Raw genomic sequence first — 16919 nt, forward strand, 5'->3', positions numbered from 1 at the left:
TCAGCGGGCCGGCTCGGGCGTGGCACGGGAGCTGCGCCGTCGAGCCAGCACCACGTGGACCAGACCGGCGAGGAGAGCCACCGTCAGGACACCGAGCACGAACTGGTCGACGAGCGGACGGGGGAACAGGCGCGTGACCGGACCCCCTCCGGGGAGCGTGGCGAACAGCAGGACCACCGACCACACGACCACGAGCCGGCGCTCGGCGGCCACCCCGGCGGCGGCGAACAGCAGGGTCGGCCAGAGGAAGTACCACGGCCAGACCACCGATCCGGTGAGGACCACCGTCAGGCCGATCCACGAGGTCACCCGGATCAGACCCCAGCCGCGCAGGCGGGTGAGGAACAACGCGCCCACCACCACCGCGACGACCACGCCGGCCAGCCGCGTCTGGTCGATCGGCGGCTCGTCGGCGTCGAGGACGAACGCGATAGCGGACGTCGGGGTCAGCGAGACGAGGGACCGGCCCGGGATGTCGAGGTTGCCCAGGAAGCCCCACCCGAGGCCGGTGAGCTGGACGGAGAGCGCGAAGGCGCCCGCACCGACCGCGCCGGCGAGGGCGAGGGTGCGCAGCCGCGCGGCCCAGCCGTCCTGGCGCTGCGCCCAGTCCACGCCGATCACGAGGACGGCGACCAGCGCGGTGGCCTTGATGCCGGCACCGGCGACGCACAGCAGGATGCCCAGCAGCGGCCGGTCGAGGAGCGCGAGCAGCAACCCGGGCAGCAGCAGGGCCAGCATGAGCGCGTCGTTGTGGTTGCCGGACACCAGGTGCAGCAGCACCAGCGGGTTGATGCCGCCCAGCCACATCGCCACCGCCCGGCTGCCTCCCAGGCGCGCGGCGATCCGGCAGACGATCAGGGCGCACACGAGCCACCCCGCGACGCACAGGACCCGCACCGCGACCAGCACGGAGAGCAGGTCCTCGTCGAACAGCCACGACAGCCCGGACAGCAGCGAGACGAACGGCGGGCTGTAGGGCGTCGGGCTGAACCGCCAGAACGGCTCCGCCCCGCGGACCGCCTCGACGGCGCCGAGCACCCCCGGTCCGTACCGGAACGGGTCGACGTCGTTCTGCACGGCCGCGCCGATGGCGGTGTAGAAGAAGACGTCCTCGCTGAACAGCGGGGGGCCGATGACCAGCGGGACCGCCCAGAGCACGCCGACCAGCAGCAGCCACCGGGCGGCGACCCCCCGCCGGACCGCGAGCCCGGTCAGCAGCCAGGCCACCGCCAGCAGCCCGACGGCGGCGGCGCTCCAGGACCGGGCGGCCGCCTCCCCCAGCGCCTCCGGGGTGAGCGAGGGGTCGTTCTCGTAGAACCACAGGTCCGGTGCGTCGAGGCTCCTGCCCAGGCTGGTGCCGGCCACGGCCAGGTACGTCGTGGCTGCCGTCCCGAGCAGCGCGCCGAGCCCCAGGACCAGGGCCGTCACCCGGCCCGACCGGGCCGGGGGGACGGACGGGACGGGCGCGGTCTCGATCGGGGTCGTACCGGCCACGCTGGTGCTGACGGCCCTCTCCTGACTGCTCCCGTGGACGGTCCCTGCCCGGATCCGTCGTCGTGACCGCCACCTGACCGGCAGGCGGGCCGAGACTAACAGCGGGGCCGGGACCCCTCGGCACCCTCGCTGGGGGGCCTGAACGTCTCCAGTATCTGCCGGGCGGCCAGCGCGGGGGTCAGCTCGCCGGCGAGCACCGCCTCCTCCAGCCCGGGCGCGGTCGCCCGCACACCGGGATGCGCGCGCAGGGCGTGCTCCAGCCCGTCGCGCACCAGCTGCCAGGTCCAGCGCACTTGCTGGGTGCGCCGCCGCTGGTCGAACTCCCCCGACGCCCGCATGCGGTCCTGGTGGGCGACCAGCTGCGCCCACACCTCGTCGAGGCCCTCGCCGGTGAGCCCGGCGCAGGTGAGCACCGGCACGTCCCACGTCTCGTCGTGCCCGCGCAGCATGCGGATCGCCTGGGCCAGCTCGCGGGCGGCCCGGCGCGCCCCGGGCGCGCCGTCGCCGTCGGCCTTGTTCACCGCGATCACGTCGGCGATCTCCAGGATGCCGCGCTTGATGCCCTGGAGCTGGTCGCCGGTGCGGGCGAGGGTGAGGAAGAGGAAGGAGTCGACCATCTCGGCGACGGTGATCTCCGACTGCCCGACCCCGACGGTCTCGACCAGGACGACGTCGTAGCCGGCGGCCTCCACGACCACCATGGACTCGCGGGTGGCCTGGGCGACGCCGCCGAGGGTGCCCGAGGTCGGCGACGGGCGGATGAAGGCGGCGGGGTCGACCGACAGCCGGGCCATCCTTGTCTTGTCCCCGAGGATCGATCCGCCCGAGCGCGCCGACGACGGGTCGACGGCGAGCACCGCCACCTTCGAGCCGGCGGCGGTGAGCGTCACCCCGAGCTGGTCGATGAAGGTGGACTTGCCGACGCCGGGGACGCCGCTGATGCCCACGCGGCGCGCTCCCCCGGCGTGCGGCAGCAGCTCCACGAGCAGCTCCTGGGCCCGCTCGCGGTGGTCGGCCCGCCGCGACTCGACCAGGGTGATGGCGCGCGCCATCGTCCGGCGGTCCCCCGCGAGGACGCCCTCGACCAGCGCCGGGACGTCGACCATCAGTGACCCAGGCGCTGCGACAGGGTGCGCAGCAGCTCCTGAGCCGCCTCGGCGATGACCGTGCCGGGCGGGAAGACCGCGGCGGCGCCCATCTCGTGGAGCGTCGGGACGTCGTCGGGCGGGATGACGCCGCCGACGACGATCAGCACGTCGTCGGCACCGAGCTCGGCCAGCGCCTCCTTGAGCGCCGGGACGAGGGTCAGGTGACCGGCGGCCAGCGACGAGACGCCGACGACGTGCACGTCGGCCTCCACCGCCTGCCGGGCGACCTCGTCGGGCGTCTGGAACAGCGGGCCCACGTCGACGTCGAAGCCGAGGTCGGCGAACGCGGTGGCGATGACCTTCTGGCCGCGGTCGTGGCCGTCCTGGCCCATCTTGGCGACCAGGATGCGGGGACGGCGGCCCTCGGCCTCCTCGAACTGCTCGGCCAGCCGTCGCGTCTCGTCCAAGGGGCTGCCCTCTCCCGCCCGGCCCCCCGCGAGCGCCTCGTCGCGGTACACGCCGGAGATCGTGCGCACCTGGCCGGCGTGCCGCCCGTAGACCTCCTCGAGCGCGTCGGAGATCTCCCCGACGGTGGCCTGGGCGCGGGCGGCGTCGACGGCGAGCTTGAGCAGGTTCTCGTCCAGCCCGCTCCCCCGGCGTCCCTCGGCGGCCGCGCGGGCGGCGTCGGTGAGCCGGCGCAGGGACTCCTCCACCGCCCGGCCGTCGCGCTCGGCGCGCAGCTGCTCGAGCTTGGCCTTCTGCTGCGCCAGGACGTCCTTGTTGTCGACCTTGAGCACCTCGATGGCCTCGTCGGCGTCCATCCGGTACTTGTTCACGCCGATCACCGGCTGGCGGCCGGAGTCGATGCGGGCCTGGGTGCGGGCCGCGGCCTCCTCGATGCGCAGCTTCGGGATGCCGTCGTCGATGGCCTGCGCCATGCCGCCGTGCTCGTCGACCTCCTGGATGTGCGCCCAGGCGCGGCGGGCCAGGTCGTAGGTGAGCTTCTCGACGTAGGCCGAGCCGCCCCACGGGTCGATGACCCGCGTGGTGCCCGACTCCTGCTGGAGCAGCAGCTGGGTGTTGCGGGCGATGCGGGCGGAGAAGTCGGTGGGCAGCGCCAGCGCCTCGTCCAGGGCGTTGGTGTGCAGCGACTGGGTGTGCCCCTGGGTGGCGGCCATGGCCTCCAGGCAGGTGCGGACGACGTTGTTGTAGACGTCCTGCGCGGTAAGCGACCAGCCGGAGGTCTGCGAGTGGGTGCGCAGCGACAGCGACTTCGGGTTGGTCGCCCCGGCGTCCTTGACCAGCTTGGCCCACAGCAGCCGGCCGGCCCGCAGCTTGGCGACCTCCATGAAGAAGTTCATGCCGATGGCCCAGAAGAACGACAGGCGGGGCGCGAACCTGTCGACGTCGAGGCCCGCGGCCTGGCCGGCCTTCAGGTACTCGACGCCGTCGGCCAGCGTGTAGGCCAGCTCCAGGTCGGCCGTCGCCCCGGCCTCCTGGATGTGGTAGCCGGAGATCGAGATGGAGTTGTAGCGCGGCATCTCCTTCGAGGTGAAGGAGAAGATGTCGCTGATGATCTGCATCGAGGGCTTGGGCGGATAGATGTAGGTGTTCCGCACCATGAACTCTTTGAGGATGTCGTTCTGGATGGTGCCGGTCAGCTGCTCCGGCTTCACCCCCTGCTCCTCCGCCGCGACGATGTAGAGCGCGAGCACCGGGAGGACGGCGCCGTTCATCGTCATCGAGACGCTCATCCGGTCCAGCGGGATGCCGTCGAACAGCTGCCGCATGTCCAGGATCGAGTCGATCGCGACACCCGCCATGCCGACGTCGCCGACCACGCGCGGGTGGTCGGAGTCGTAGCCGCGGTGGGTGGGCAGGTCGAAGGCGACCGACAGGCCTTTCTGCCCGGCGGCCAGGTTGCGCCGGTAGAAGGCGTTGGACTCCGCGGCGGTGGAGAACCCGGCGTACTGCCGGACCGTCCACGGCTGGGTCGTGTACATCGTCGGGTAGGGCCCGCGGAGGAACGGCGGCAGGCCCGGGAGGGTCTCGAGGAAGTCGAGCCCGTCGGTGTCCGCCGGCGTGAACAGCGGCGGGACCGCGATGCCCTCGGGGGTCTCCCAGGCCGCCTCGTCGACGCTGCGTCCGGTCGCCTCCTCGAACGCCTCCGCCCAGTCCTTGGCCGAGGCGGTCGCGGCCGGGCGGCCCAGCTCGACGTCGCCGAAGTCGGGGATCGCGGTCATGCCTGCACTCCTTCGAGGCCCAGCTGCGCGTGGACGGTGCGGAGCACGTCCAGGGCGTCGCATCCGGCGTACACGTAGCCGTCCACGCCGTCGACGGCGAGGTTCGGCTTGCCGGCCAGCCACACCTGCGTGACGCCGGCGTCCTTGAGCGCGGCGGCCAGCCCGGCCGCCTGCTCGGCGTAGTCCTTGTCGGTGCCGCATATGCAGGCCACCGTCGTCCCCGCGTCGGCCAGACCGCTCGCGCCGTCACCGGCCGGCGTCGCGAGCCCGCCGGCCTGGAACAGGTTGCCGGCGAAGCTCGCCCGCGCCGTGTGCCGGGCGATCGGGCCGATGGTGGCGAGGTAGACGGTCGGCCGCTCACCGGCGGCGTCGGCCGCGTCGCGCAGCGCCTCGTACTCCTGCGCGGCCCGCACCCGCGGCAGCCCGCCGCCCGGGTGCAGCTCCGCCGCGGGCTGCCGCTCGGGCAGCTTCTCGGTCAGGTTGGGGAACTCGCTGACGCCGGTGATCGCGTCGGCGCGGGTGGCCAGGCGCTTCGACCGGGCGTCCCAGGCGGCGGCGATGCGGTCGCGGACCAGGCCGGAGTCCAGCGCGGCGGCCAGCCCGCCGGCCCGCTCGATCTCGGTGAACCAGTCCCAGGCGGCCCGGGCCAGCTCGTCGGTGAGCGATTCGACGTACCAGGAGCCACCGGCCGGGTCGAGGACGCGGGCCAGGTGCCCCTCCTCGACCAGCAGGCTCTGGGTGTTGCGCGCGATCCGCCGGGAGAAGGAGTCCGGCAGGCCCAGCGCGGCGTCGAACGGCTGCACGGTGACGGCGTCGGCCCCGCCCACGCCCGCGCCGAAGCAGGCGACCGTGGTGCGCAGCATGTTGACCCACGGGTCGCGCTTCGTCGTCATCACCGAGGAGGTGACGGCGTGCTGGTGCTGGCCGCGGGCCTCCGGCGAGGCGCCGCTGACCTCGCCCACGCGGTCCCAGAGCCGGCGCGCGGCGCGCAGGGTGGCGATCGTCGTGAACTGGTCGGCGGTCGCCGCGTAGCGGAACTCCAGCTGGCCGAACGCCTCGTCGACCGACAGCCCGCCGTCGGTCAGTGCTCGCAGGTAGGCCACGCCGGCGGCCAGCGAGCAGCCGAGCTCCTCGACGGCGGACGCCCCGGCGTCGGCGAAGACCGTGCCGTCGACGACCACGCTGCGCAGACCGGCGTGGGCGGCGGCGCGGCGGGCGACGTCGGCCAGACCGCTCAGGTCCTGCGACTGACCGGAGGCGGCGTGCACGCCGAGCGGGTCGAGGCCGAGCGAGCCGCCGGGGGCGAGGTCGTCGCGTCCCTCGACCAGGTCGAGGAAGGCCTCCGCCGCGGCCGGGCCGCCGGAGACGCTGACCGGGGCGAGGTCGAGGTACACGTCGGCCAGCACGTCGCCGAGCCGGTCGGCCGGCACCGCGCCGTCGCCGACGACGAGCCACAGGGAGGTGACCCCGTTCTCCAGGTCGGCGGCGATCGCCTCCTCGGTGACGGCGACGTCGGGGTGGGCGTGCCGCTGGCGGATGTCCCAGCCGCCGGGCGCGCCGCCGTCGGCACCGCCGGATGCGGTGACCTCCGCCGACCCGGCCGGTCCCCCCGACGGGCGGGCGCCGCGCACGAAGGGCGGCAGACCCGGCACGCCCACCGCGGTGGGCAGGTCCGCGGCGTCCGCCGCGGTGTACAGCGGGGCCACGGTGACGCCGGTGGCGACCGGGCGGCGCAGCGCCTCCTCGACGGGCTCGGGCAGGTCCTCCCGGCCGGCCTTGCGCAGGACGCCGGCCACCAGCTCGCGCCACTCGTCGCGCGTGACGCGCGGGAACTCGGCGGCGAGCCCCAGGTCCTCGGGGACCTCGTGCTCGCTGGGGACCTCGGCGTCGGCGGACGCCGGGGCGGGGTGGCTGTTCTGCTGGTCGGTGGAACTCATCCTCGGGGGGACTCCTCGTCAGCTCGTCTGGCTGCAGTGTCTCCGGGCGCGTGCGGGTCCGTGCGGCCGGGTGGCTGAGGGGCCGGCCCGACGGGGTGCCCGGCGTCGGCCTCCAGCGCGTGCAGCGCCGTCCGCGCCAGCAGCCGCACACCGACGGCGATCGCCCGCTCGTCCACGTCGAAGGTCCCGCGGTGCAGGTCCAGCGGCTCTCCCCCGCCGTGGGTGCCCAGCCGGGCCAGCGCGATGGGCAGCCGCTCGGCGAACCAGCCGAAGTCCTCCCCACCCATGCTCTGCGGGGACAGCAGGACGCCCTCGGCGCCCACCGTCCCGAGGGCGGCGGACCGGAGCATGGCCACCGACAGCGGGTCGTTGACCACCGGCGGGACGCCGCGCACGTAGTCGACCTCCACGCCGGCACCGGTCGCGGCGCCGACCTTGTCGACGAGCCCGCGGATGATCTCCTCGGCGCCCTGCCAGGCGTCCCGGTCCAGCACCCGGACGGTGCCGCTCAGCGTGCCGCGCTGCGGGATGGCGTTGGCCGCCACGCCGGCGTCCACCGAGCCCCACACCAGGGACATCCCGGCCCGGGGGTCGGCCTGGCGCGACAGCAGCCCGGGCAGCCCGGTGATCAGCCGGCCGAGCGCGTCGACGAGGTCGACGGTCAGGTGCGGGCGGGCGGTGTGCCCGCCGGGACCGGTCAGCGTGACGTCGATGCGGTCGCAGGCGGCGGTGATCGCGCCGGTGCGCAGCCCGACGCTGCCCACCGGCACCGACGGGTCGCAGTGCAGGGCGAAGGCGCGCGTGGCGCCGTCGAGCGCGCCCGCGGCCACCACCTCGGTCGCACCCCCGGGCACCGTCTCCTCGGCGGGCTGGAAGATGCAGCGCACCCGGCCGGGCAGGCCGCCGACGGCGGACAGCGCCAGGGCCACGCCGAGCACGACGGTGGTGTGGACGTCGTGCCCGCAGGCGTGGGCCACCCCCTCGCGGGTGGAGGAGTAGGGGACGTCCTTGAGGTCGGTCAGCGGTAGCGCGTCGATGTCCCCGCGCACGACGACCGTGGGACCGGGACCGTCCCCGACCTCGACGACCAGCCCGGTGCCGCGGGGCAGCCGCCGCGGGGCCAGCCCGACGTCGCGCAGCCGCTGCTCGAGGTAGGCGGTCGTCCGCACCTCGGCATAGGACAGCTCCGGATGGGCGTGCAGGTGGCGGCGGGTGGCGATCAGGTCGGCCTCGTGCGCCTCGACCCAGTCGTCCACCGCGGCGCCGAGCTCACCGACGACGGCGGTCACGCCGCGTGCCCCCCAGCGCAGTCGCCCGGTCCGGGCGTGGGCTCCGTGGGCCGGCCGACCGGGCCGGTCGCGGGGAGCCCGTCCCGCAGCTCGGCCAGCAGGCTGTCCACGACGGGTTGCAGGGCGCCGTCGGAGGCCGCGGCGACGGCGCGCTGCCGCTGGTAGGACGCCCCGACGTCGAGCACGCGGAGCACGTCGGCGAGCTCGGCCTCGCAGTCCAGCCGCTTCGCGGTGGGCCGCAGCTCCTCCACCAGGTCGATGATCGCCTGCCGCACGGGACGCACGGTGCCCTTCTCGTCGACCACGATGTCGGCGTCCAGCCCGTAGCGGGCGGCGCGCCACTTGTTCTCCTGCAGCACCCAGGACGCCGGGGTCGGGAGGATGTAGCCGCGGTCGAGCTGGGTATCGAACTGCTCCACCAGGCACTGGGCGAGCGCGGCCACCGCGCCGATCTCGTCGAGGGTGGGCAGGCCGTCGCAGATGCGCAGCTCCACCGTGCCGAAGTCCGGGTGCGGCCGCACGTCCCACCAGACCTCGCGGACGCTCTCGATGGACTTCGTGGAGATCAGCGTCTCCATGTACTGCTCGAACTCCGCCCAGTCGGCCAGCTGGTAGGGCAGCCCCGCCGTCGGCATCCCTTCGAAGATCTTGGCCCGCGACGAGGCGAGACCGGTGTCGCAGCCCACCCAGAACGGGGAGGACGACGACAGCGCGAGGAAGTGCGGGATGTACTGGCACAGCGCGTTGACGATCGGGACGGCCTTCTCCGGGGCCCGCACCCCGACGTGCACGTGGACGCCGAAGATCTGCATCCGCCGGGCCATCCACTGCATCCGCTCGACGAGCTCGAGGTAGCGCTCCTTGGGCGAGATGAGCTGGCTCTGCCAGTCGGTGAACGGGTGGGTGCCCGCGCACATCAGGCCCAGGTTGCGCTGCTGCGCGGCGGCGGCCACCTCGGCGAGCGTGCCGGCGAGGTCGGCCTTGGCCTCGGCGACGGTGGTGCAGACGCCGGTGATGATCTCGACGGTCGACTGCAGCAGCTCGTGCTTGGCCTTGGGGTGCTCCTCGGCACCCTCCGGGCGCAGCTGCTCCAGGATCTCGGTCGCGCCGGGCGCCAGCTCGCGCGTGTCGAGGTCGATCAGCTGCAGCTCCCACTCGACACCCAGGCTGGCCCGCTGGGACGACCGGAAGGGGATCTCCACCTGCGGGAGTCTAGGGAGGTCCCGCGGTGCCCACCCGGCGGCGCCGCACCATCACCCGAGCGGTGGACCGCGGCCCGGACCCCCCTCTGCGTTAGCGTCCCTCCGTGAGCCAGCAGCCCGGAACCGACCCCCACTCCATCGCCGCCACCGCGGCCGACGACCTCGTGACCGCGCTCGGCGGTCGGCACGACGTGGCGGTGGTCATGGGCTCCGGCTGGGCGCCCGCCGCCGACGCCTTCGGTCCCGCCGACTACGCGGTCGCCATCGGCGAGCTGCCCGGTTTCGCGGCCCCGACCGCGATCGGCCACGGCGGCGAGGTGCGGTCGGTGCGGGTCGGCGACCGCAAGGTGCTGCTCTTCCTCGGGCGGACCCACCTCTACGAGGGCCGCGGCGTCGACCCGGTGGTGCACGGGGTGCGCACCGCCGCGGCGGCCGGCGTCAAGACCGTCGTCCTCACGAACGCAGCGGGTGGCCTCGCGCCGGAGCACCGCGTCGGGCAGGCCGTCGTCATCGCCGACCACCTGAACCTGACGGCCCGGTCCCCGCTCGTGGGCGCGACCTTCGTCGACCTCACCGACCTCTACTCCGCGCGGCTGCGCGCACTGGCCCGCACCCTGGACCCGGAGCTCACCGAGGGCGTGTACGCCGCGCTGCCCGGCCCGCACTACGAGACGCCGGCCGAGATCCGGATGCTGCGCACGATGGGCGCGGACCTGGTCGGCATGTCCACGGCGCTGGAGGCGATCGCGGCCCACGCGGAGGGGCTCGAGGTCTTCGGGCTCTCGCTGGTCACCAACGCCGCCGCGGGCGTCACCGGCGACAAGCTGGACGCCGACGAGGTCATCGCCGCGGGCCGGGAGGCGGCGGGTCGGCTGGGCCGGTTCCTGGTGCGGTTCATCGGAGAGCTGCCGGCATGAGCGGTCCGGTGCTGGTGACCGGCGCGGCGGGGCTCATCGGCACCGTCCTGCGCGGCGGGCTGCCCGAGGCCGGCTGGGCGGTGCGCAGCCTCGACGTCGTCCCGGTACCCGAACCGCGCCCGGGCGAGGAGCACCTGGTCGCCGACACCACCGACCTCGCGGCCCTGACCGAGGCCGCCCGCGGTGCGTCCGCCGTCGTCCACCTCGCGGGGATCGCCACGGAGTCGGACTGGCCCGCGATCGCGCGCACCAACATCGACGGCACCTACTGCGCGCTCGAGGCCGCGCGGCGGGCCGGCGTCGGCCGGGTGGTCCTGGCCAGCAGCAACCACGCCACCGGCTACACCCCGCGTCCGGACGGCGGGCTGCTGCGCGAGGCCGACGCCCCGCCCCGGCCGGACACCTACTACGGCGTCTCCAAGGTGACGATGGAGGCGCTCGGCTCGCTCTACGCCGACCGCTACGGCCTCGACGTCGTCTGCCTGCGGATCGGCAGCGCCTTCCCCGAGCCGACGACCACCCGGCACCTGTCGACCTGGCTCTCCCCCGGCGACACGGTGCGGCTGGTCGACGCCGCGCTGCGGGCACCCTCGCCCGGGTTCGCGGTCGTGTGGGGCGTCTCGGCGAACACCCGGAACTGGTGGGACGTCTCCGCCGGCCGGGCGCTCGGCTACGAGCCGGCCGACGACGCCGAGCGCTACGCCGAGACGCTGATCGCGGTGCACGGCGAGCCCGACCTGACCGACCCGGTGCACGCCCGCGTGGGCGGGGAGTTCACCACGGCGGCCTACGACTCCGAGCACTTCGACGCGTGAGGGCTTTCCCGGTATGACCGACGACCTCCTCGCCACCGCCCGCGCCTGGGCCGACGCCGATCCGCACGACGGCGACCGCGCGGAGATCTCCGCGCTCGTCGACGCCGGGGACCTCGCGGAGCTGGGCGCACGCTTCGCCGGCCCGCTGACCTTCGGGACGGCGGGGCTGCGCGGGCCGCTGCGCGCCGGGCCGGCCGGCATGAACGCCGCCGTCGTCACCCGGGCCGCGGCGGGGCTGGGCGCGTGGCTGCGCGACGCCGGTTCGGCCGGTGGCGGGATCGTCATCGGCTACGACGCGCGCCGGCGGTCCGACGAGTTCGCGCGGATCTCCGCGGCGGTGCTGTCGGCGGCGGGGTTCGCGGTGCAGGTGCTCCCCCGGGCGCTGCCCACGCCGGTGCTGTCGTTCGCCGTCCGGCACCTGGGATGCGCCGCCGGGATCATGGTGACCGCCAGCCACAACCCGCCCGACGACAACGGCTACAAGGTCTACCTGAGCGACGGCGCGCAGCTGGTTCCCCCGGCGGACCGGGAGATCGAGGCCGCGATCGCCGCGGTGGGGCCGGCGCGGGAGGTGCCGCTGGCGGACGAGTGGCTCACCCTCGGCGACGACGTCGCGGCCGACTACGTGGCCGCGGTGGTGGCCGCGCTGGAGCCCTCGCGGGTGGCCTCGCGCGGGTCGCTGCGGGTGGCCTACACGGCCATGCACGGGGTGGGCGCCGACACGACGCGGGCGGTGTTCGCCGCCGCCGGGCTGGCCGAGCCGATCAGCGTGCCCGAGCAGGACGAGCCGGACCCGACCTTCCGCACCGTGGCCTTCCCCAACCCGGAGGAGCCCGGGGCGACCGACCTGCTGAAGGCGCTGGCGGCCCGGGTTGGCGCGGACGTCGCGATCGCCGAGGACCCGGACGCCGACCGCTGCGCCGTGGTCTGCGACGGGCGGCAGCTGACCGGGGACGAGGTCGGTGCGCTGCTGGCCGACTGGCTGCTGCGCCGCGGGGTGCGCGGGACGTTCGCGTCGTCGCTGGTCAGCGGCTCGCTCATGCACGTGATCGCCGCCGCGCACGGGGTGCCGTCGGAGGAGACCCCGACCGGGTTCAAGTGGATCATGCGGGCCGGCTCGGAGAGCGCGCCGCTGGTCTACGGCTACGAGGAGGCGCTGGGCTACACGGTCTCGCCGTCGGTGGCGCGGGACAAGGACGGGATCTCCGCCGCGCTGGCCGTCGCCCTGTTGGCCGCGGAGCTCGAGGAGTCGGGGCGGACGCTGCTGGACCGGCTGGACGAGCTGGCGTTGGAGCACGGGCTGTTCGCGACCGGTCAGCTGTCGGTGCGCGTCGACGACCTCTCGGTGATCTCCGACGCGATGGCCCGGGTGCGGGCGAATCCCCCGGCCACGCTGCTCGGCCGGGAGGTCTCGTACGCCGATCTGGCGAACGAGCAGCCGCCGGTCGACGCGGTGCGGCTGCTCGGCGACGGCGTCCGCGTGATCGTGCGGCCCAGCGGCACCGAGCCGAAGCTCAAGGCGTACCTGGAGACCGTGGTGCCGGTGCACCAGGACGCCGGGATCATCGCCGCGCGCGGGCGGGGCGAGGACGAGCTGGACCAACTGCGCGCCGAGATGTCAGCGGCGCTGGGCCTCTAGCTCCAGCGCGTCATCGTGTGACGGATCCGCCCGCCGCAGGGCTCTCCCGAGCCAGGGCCACCGCATCGGTGCGGGAGCCGGCCCATAACGGTTGGGCAGGTTCCCGCCGCGGATGAACAGGACGAAGACGATCAGCAAAAGGACGCCGACGAGCGGGATGAGCGCGAGCAGGAGGAGCCACGCGGAGTCGCCCTGGTCGTGGAGGCGAGTGACGAATGAGGCGATCCCGGGCACGAACAGGAAGACGGAGGCCAATTCGGACAGCGGGCCGCTCGAATCCCCGATGACGGCCCCGCTCTCGGACACGGTGGAGGTCGTCGGGAGCCCCAGCGCGCCGTCTGCCCATGCGGCCAGGACGCTGAGCAAGATGCTCGGTAGTACGTACTTGAGCCAGAACTCTTGGCGCGACACCCTCCCGCGCGGCACGTACCAGTCCCAGAACTTCACCATGTCCTCCTGACCAGCCACCGGCGGCTGCTCCTCATGGCAGCTGCTCAACGAGTCACACGCTGGCATGAACCTCGGATCGGTCGAGGCAGTTATCCACAGGCTGCGTGTGCGACGTGGCCGCGGGTCTGCGTAGTCTCCGGCGACCGGTGATCAACATGGGAGGGTCGACGTGACGCGACGGTGGGCGCTGCACGTGGCCGCCTGTCTTCTGGCCGGCGCCGCCGTGCTGACCGGCTGCTCGGAGAAGCAGGCGGCCAGCGGGAGCCTGCCGACGACGAGCAGCGCGGAGCCCACCGAGGACGCGCTGCCACCGCTGGGTCCCGAGGATCTGCCGATGCCCGACGAGGCGCGCACCCAGGACGCCGCCGGAGCCGAGGCCTTCGTCCGCTACTACATCGAGCTGATCAACCGGACCTCGACCGTCATGGACGCCCAGCCCCTCCGCGACTTCAGCGACGGCTGCCGAGACTGCGATCGGATCGCCGGGAGCATCGAGCAGGACGCGGCAGCGGGGAAGACGTATTCGGGTGGTGAGATCACCGTCCTGGGCGTCGGCGAGCCGCTGATGAAAACCGGTACCGCGTCAATGGCACTGCAGGTCGATCAGGCGGCTCTGAATGTCCTGGACGCTTCCGGTGCGATTGACCAGGAGGACAGCTCTGGCGCCTATCTCGGCCTCTCGGGAGGGGCTGCAGTCCGGTGGAACGAGTCGACGGATTCATGGCTCATGACGGCTCTCACCCTCGAATGAGAAGGGCGCTGCTGGTCCTTCTGGCGGTCCTGGTGATGCCTCTGCCGACGTCCACGGCCCACGCGGCCGGCTCAGATTGTGAGGAGAGGTTCTGTTCCGACGTCTCCTACGGCGAAGGAGCCCTCGAAGCCTCCTTCCTCGGAGGCGAAGGCGACGCCTCGTATGCCGACCGGTCCTCTCCGCCAGCAAATCCCTACCGCTACCGCCTGCTCGTGCCGTGCGTCGTGAGCGACGCCCAGATTGAAGCCTGCCGTCCGAGCGACTTCCGAGACTGCAACGCTGCGCCGGACCGGGTCGTCAACTATTACATCGTCGAGCGTCAACGACTCATGCTGCCCGACAACACGACCATCGACGGCTTCGTACCGATCGGACCGCCACCGCCTCCAGGAACGCCGGTCGGGGAATGGGAGAACTTCGGTCGACGGTGCGTGGATGTCACGGCGCTGGACCCGCCGCCGTCGCCGGCTGAGGTGTTCCGCTACTTCCAGACCCTCCCGCTCCCCCAGCTACCCACCCAGCAGCAACCACCCGGCGACGGCCTCGTCGGACTCCCCGTCATCTTCTTCACCGACGGACCCACCACCCAGACCTTCACCCTCGACATCCGCGGCTTCACCGTCGACATCACCGCCACCGCCACCTCCTTCACCTGGCACACCGGCGACGGCACCGACCTCACCACCACCGGCCCCGGCGCCCCCTACCCCGACCACACCATCACCCACGACTACGCCAGCGGCAGCTACACCGCCTCCCTCACCACCACCTGGACCGCGACCTTCACCATCGACGGCGGCCTCACCGTCCCCGTCCCCGGCAGCACCACCACCGACGGACCACCGGTCACCTTCGACGTCCTCCAAGCCCGCCCCGTCCTCACCAACCCGTTCGACTGATACCGATGAGTGGGCCTGTTCATCCCGGTCAGAGACGCGAGGGCCACCGGGCCCAGGAGGAGACGGCCATGCGGAAGATCGTGATGCACCTGGGGATCTCGCTCGACGGCTACTTCGAGGGGCCGGACGGCGACATCAGCTGGCACCGCGTCGACGAGGAGCTGCACTCCTTCTTCAACGAGCTCCTGGCCACGAGCAGCGCCTTCCTCGAGGGCCGGGTCACCTACGAGCTCATGGAGGAGTACTGGCCGACGGCGGACGAGGACCCCGATGCGCCGCCGCCCGTCGTGGAGTTCGCCAAGATCTGGCGGGGCATGCCGAAGGTCGTCTACTCGACGACCCTCGACACCGCCGGGCCCAACGCGACGGTGGTGCGCGAGGTGGTCCCTGACGAGGTCCGGGCGCTGCAGGCACAGCCCGGCGGGGACATGGTCGTGGGCGGCCCCGTGCTGACCGAGTCCTTCCGCCGGCACGGTCTTATCGACGAGTACCGGATCTTCGTCAACCCCGTGCTGGTGGGCCGCGGACGCCGGCTCTTCGAGTCCGAAGGGATGCCCGCTGACCTGCGGCTGGTCGAGACGCGGCCCTTCACCAACGGCGTGGTGATGCTGCGGTACGAAGTACAGCGCTGACCACCACGGGCCTCAGCGCGGCACGCGCTCCCGATGGCCGGTCTGCAGGGCACGAGCGGCCGTCTCCAGCACCACGACGACGTCCCGTCCGAAGACGACGTCGCACGGGTGCGTGCCGCCGGTGAGCGCGGCCGCCTGGAGCTCGTCGACCGCGAGGGCGAACGCGTCGACCGGCGGATCGGAGTCCGGCAGCAGCACCAGCCGTCCGGCGTCGCCGTGGACGAAGAACTCGACGCCGCCCGACATGGGCGCCACGGTGAGCGACAGCGTGACCGTCGACGCCGCCCCCGACTCGTGGGTCAGCACCAGGTGCACCGTGTCGCGCAGCCCGGCCCCGGCCTGCACCGCGACGACCGGGCCGAGCGCCGGCACCAGCACCGACAGCGCGTGCGGACCCACGTCCCAGAGCGCGCCGTGCTCCTGCCGCCAGGGCGAGGCACCGAACGGCGAACCGTCGATCGACGCGAGCCAGGAACCGGCGCCCCCGGCGAGCTGGGTGCGGGCAGCCTGGGTGAGCCAGGTGGTGGTCGCCGACTGGAAGCGGAGCGTGAAGAAGGCGACCGAGGCGACGCCGGAATCGTGGACGGCGGCCACGACGCGGTCGGCTGCCTCGGCGCTGAGCGCGATCGGCTTCTCCAGCACGAGGTGCTTGCCGGCCGCTGCGGCGCGCTCGGCGAGCGGCGCCTGCACGTCCGGCGGGAGCGCGATCGAGACCGCGTCGACCTGACCCAGCAACTCATCGACGGCGGCGAAGCCCGGCACCTCGAACTCGGCCCCCAGCGCCTTGGCCCGGGCCAGGTCGCGACCCCACACCCCCACCAGCTCGGCCGACGGGTGCCCGGCGAGAGCGGGAGCGTGCACGGCCCGCGCCCACGGGCCGGTGCCGAGGACGCCGAAGCGCACGGTCAGACCGCGCCGAACTGGCGGTCGCCCGCGTCACCCAGGCCCGGGACGATGTAGGCGTTCTCGTTGAGCCCCTCGTCGATGCTGGCGGTGAACACCCGCAGCGGCAGGCCGCTGTCCCGCAGCCGCTGGAGGCCCTCGGGCGCCGCGAGGGCGCACAGCACGGTGATCTGCGTGGCGCCGCGGGCGGTGAGCAGGCCGCAGCAGTGCACCAGCGAGCCGCCGGTGGCCAGCATCGGGTCGAGCACGAACACGTGCCGGTCGACCAGCGTCTCCGGCAGGGAGGCCATGTAGGCCTCGGGCTGGAAGGTCTCCTCGTTGCGCGCCAGGCCGACGAACCCCATCTGCGACTCCGGCAGCATGCCGTGCGCGGTGTCGGCCATGCCCAGGCCGGCGCGCAGCACCGGCACGATCAGCGGCGGCGCCGCCAGTCGGTAGCCGGTGGTCTCCACGACCGGTGTCCGGATCGGCTCCTCGGCCACCGCCAGCTCCCGCGTGGCCTCGTAGACCAGCATCTGGGTCAGCTCGCGGAGGGCCGCGCGGAAGGCGGCGTTGTCGGTGCGCTCGTCGCGCATCCGGCTCAGCCGGGCGCGGGCCAGGGGGTGGTCGACGACGGTGAGCTGCACGGGAGGAACGGTAGCGGCCCGTGGCGCAGGTCAG

Annotated in this window: 15 protein-coding genes; 6 read left to right on the plus strand and 9 right to left on the minus strand. The window is 73.7% G+C overall.

Features of this window, described 5'->3' with window-relative positions:
- The 6 genes from mptB to DQ239_RS03020 form a co-directional block, all read right to left on the minus strand.
- The gene (mptB, locus tag DQ239_RS02995) at nucleotides 1–1428 is read right to left on the minus strand and encodes a polyprenol phosphomannose-dependent alpha 1,6 mannosyltransferase MptB (RefSeq protein ID WP_147251981.1); all 1428 of its coding nucleotides are present in this window, start codon (nucleotides 1426–1428) and stop codon (nucleotides 1–3) included.
- A gap of 161 nt (nucleotides 1429–1589) precedes the next feature.
- Complete coding sequence (gene meaB, locus DQ239_RS03000; protein ID WP_113832791.1) at nucleotides 1590–2600, minus strand: methylmalonyl Co-A mutase-associated GTPase MeaB; 1011 nt, start codon at nucleotides 2598–2600, stop codon at nucleotides 1590–1592.
- On the minus strand, nucleotides 2600–4825 hold the full coding sequence (scpA, locus tag DQ239_RS03005; RefSeq protein ID WP_113832792.1) for a methylmalonyl-CoA mutase: 2226 nt from the start codon (nucleotides 4823–4825) through the stop codon (nucleotides 2600–2602). Before scpA ends, meaB begins: the two co-directional genes overlap by 1 nt.
- A complete protein-coding gene (locus tag DQ239_RS03010) occupies nucleotides 4822–6762 on the minus strand; it encodes a methylmalonyl-CoA mutase subunit beta (RefSeq protein WP_113832793.1) in 1941 nt (646 codons plus the stop codon). The genes scpA and DQ239_RS03010 overlap by 4 nt, the downstream gene beginning before the upstream one ends.
- Nucleotides 6759–8051: an amidohydrolase gene (locus DQ239_RS03015; RefSeq protein WP_113832794.1), complete on the minus strand. Its 1293-nt coding sequence runs from the start codon at nucleotides 8049–8051 to the stop codon at nucleotides 6759–6761. Before DQ239_RS03015 ends, DQ239_RS03010 begins: the two co-directional genes overlap by 4 nt.
- Entirely contained in the window at nucleotides 8048–9253 is a 1206-nt protein-coding gene (locus DQ239_RS03020) for a glutamate--cysteine ligase (RefSeq protein ID WP_113832795.1), read from the minus strand. The genes DQ239_RS03015 and DQ239_RS03020 overlap by 4 nt, the downstream gene beginning before the upstream one ends.
- Nucleotides 9254–9357: 104 nt before the next feature.
- Here DQ239_RS03020 and DQ239_RS03025 point away from each other — a divergent pair, with 104 nt between their 5' ends.
- Genes DQ239_RS03025 through DQ239_RS03035 form a run of 3 tightly spaced genes read left to right on the plus strand, consistent with a single transcriptional unit; the run spans nucleotide 9358 to nucleotide 12624 of the window.
- Nucleotides 9358–10170: a purine-nucleoside phosphorylase gene (locus tag DQ239_RS03025; protein WP_113832796.1), complete on the plus strand. Its 813-nt coding sequence runs from the start codon at nucleotides 9358–9360 to the stop codon at nucleotides 10168–10170.
- Entirely contained in the window at nucleotides 10167–10985 is an 819-nt protein-coding gene (locus DQ239_RS03030) for an NAD(P)-dependent oxidoreductase (RefSeq protein WP_113832797.1), read from the plus strand. The genes DQ239_RS03025 and DQ239_RS03030 overlap by 4 nt, the downstream gene beginning before the upstream one ends.
- A 13-nt stretch (nucleotides 10986–10998) precedes the next feature.
- Nucleotides 10999–12624, plus strand: coding sequence for a phospho-sugar mutase (locus DQ239_RS03035; RefSeq protein ID WP_113832798.1), 1626 nt, complete (start codon nucleotides 10999–11001; stop codon nucleotides 12622–12624).
- Here DQ239_RS03035 and DQ239_RS03040 read toward each other — a convergent pair.
- On the minus strand, nucleotides 12604–13092 hold the full coding sequence (locus tag DQ239_RS03040; RefSeq protein WP_158544776.1) for a DUF805 domain-containing protein: 489 nt from the start codon (nucleotides 13090–13092) through the stop codon (nucleotides 12604–12606). The two genes, DQ239_RS03035 and DQ239_RS03040, sit on opposite strands and share 21 nt — an antisense overlap.
- 151 nt (nucleotides 13093–13243) lie before the next feature.
- Here DQ239_RS03040 and DQ239_RS03045 point away from each other — a divergent pair, with 151 nt between their 5' ends.
- The 3 genes from DQ239_RS03045 to DQ239_RS03055 all read left to right on the plus strand — a co-directional run bounded on the left by DQ239_RS03045 (nucleotide 13244) and on the right by DQ239_RS03055 (nucleotide 15356).
- A complete protein-coding gene (locus tag DQ239_RS03045) occupies nucleotides 13244–13825 on the plus strand; it encodes a DUF6318 family protein (RefSeq protein ID WP_147251983.1) in 582 nt (193 codons plus the stop codon).
- A 431-nt stretch (nucleotides 13826–14256) separates the two neighbouring features.
- Nucleotides 14257–14724 carry a hypothetical protein gene (locus DQ239_RS20795; protein ID WP_233488687.1) on the plus strand — a complete coding sequence of 156 codons (468 nt, stop codon included), beginning with the start codon at nucleotides 14257–14259 and terminating at the stop codon, nucleotides 14722–14724.
- Nucleotides 14725–14792: 68 nt separating this feature from the next.
- On the plus strand, nucleotides 14793–15356 hold the full coding sequence (locus tag DQ239_RS03055) for a dihydrofolate reductase family protein (protein WP_113832802.1): 564 nt from the start codon (nucleotides 14793–14795) through the stop codon (nucleotides 15354–15356).
- A 12-nt stretch (nucleotides 15357–15368) separates the two neighbouring features.
- On the opposite strand, the gene DQ239_RS03060 is transcribed toward DQ239_RS03055, so the two are convergent.
- Both DQ239_RS03060 and upp read right to left on the minus strand, forming a co-directional pair.
- A complete protein-coding gene (locus DQ239_RS03060) occupies nucleotides 15369–16259 on the minus strand; it encodes a Gfo/Idh/MocA family oxidoreductase (RefSeq protein WP_113832803.1) in 891 nt (296 codons plus the stop codon).
- 2 nt (nucleotides 16260–16261) lie between these two features.
- Nucleotides 16262–16885 (minus strand): uracil phosphoribosyltransferase, encoded by a 624-nt coding sequence (gene upp, locus DQ239_RS03065; RefSeq protein WP_113832804.1) that lies wholly within the window; start codon nucleotides 16883–16885, stop codon nucleotides 16262–16264.
- Nucleotides 16886–16919 lie beyond the last annotated feature (34 nt).

It is taken from the genome of Blastococcus sp. TF02-09 (genome assembly GCF_003319105.1).
Lineage (GTDB): Bacteria > Actinomycetota > Actinomycetes > Mycobacteriales > Geodermatophilaceae > Blastococcus.

Coding starts and splice junctions, on each gene's coding strand:
- meaB (WP_113832791.1), bottom strand. CDS start 2,600: ATGGTCGACGTCCCGGCGCTGGTCGAGGGCGTCCTCGCGGGGGACCGC.
- scpA (WP_113832792.1), bottom strand. CDS start 4,825: ATGACCGCGATCCCCGACTTCGGCGACGTCGAGCTGGGCCGCCCGGCC.
- DQ239_RS03010 (WP_113832793.1), bottom strand. CDS start 6,762: ATGAGTTCCACCGACCAGCAGAACAGCCACCCCGCCCCGGCGTCCGCC.
- DQ239_RS03030 (WP_113832797.1), top strand. CDS start 10,167: ATGAGCGGTCCGGTGCTGGTGACCGGCGCGGCGGGGCTCATCGGCACC.
- DQ239_RS03035 (WP_113832798.1), top strand. CDS start 10,999: ATGACCGACGACCTCCTCGCCACCGCCCGCGCCTGGGCCGACGCCGAT.
- DQ239_RS03055 (WP_113832802.1), top strand. CDS start 14,793: ATGCGGAAGATCGTGATGCACCTGGGGATCTCGCTCGACGGCTACTTC.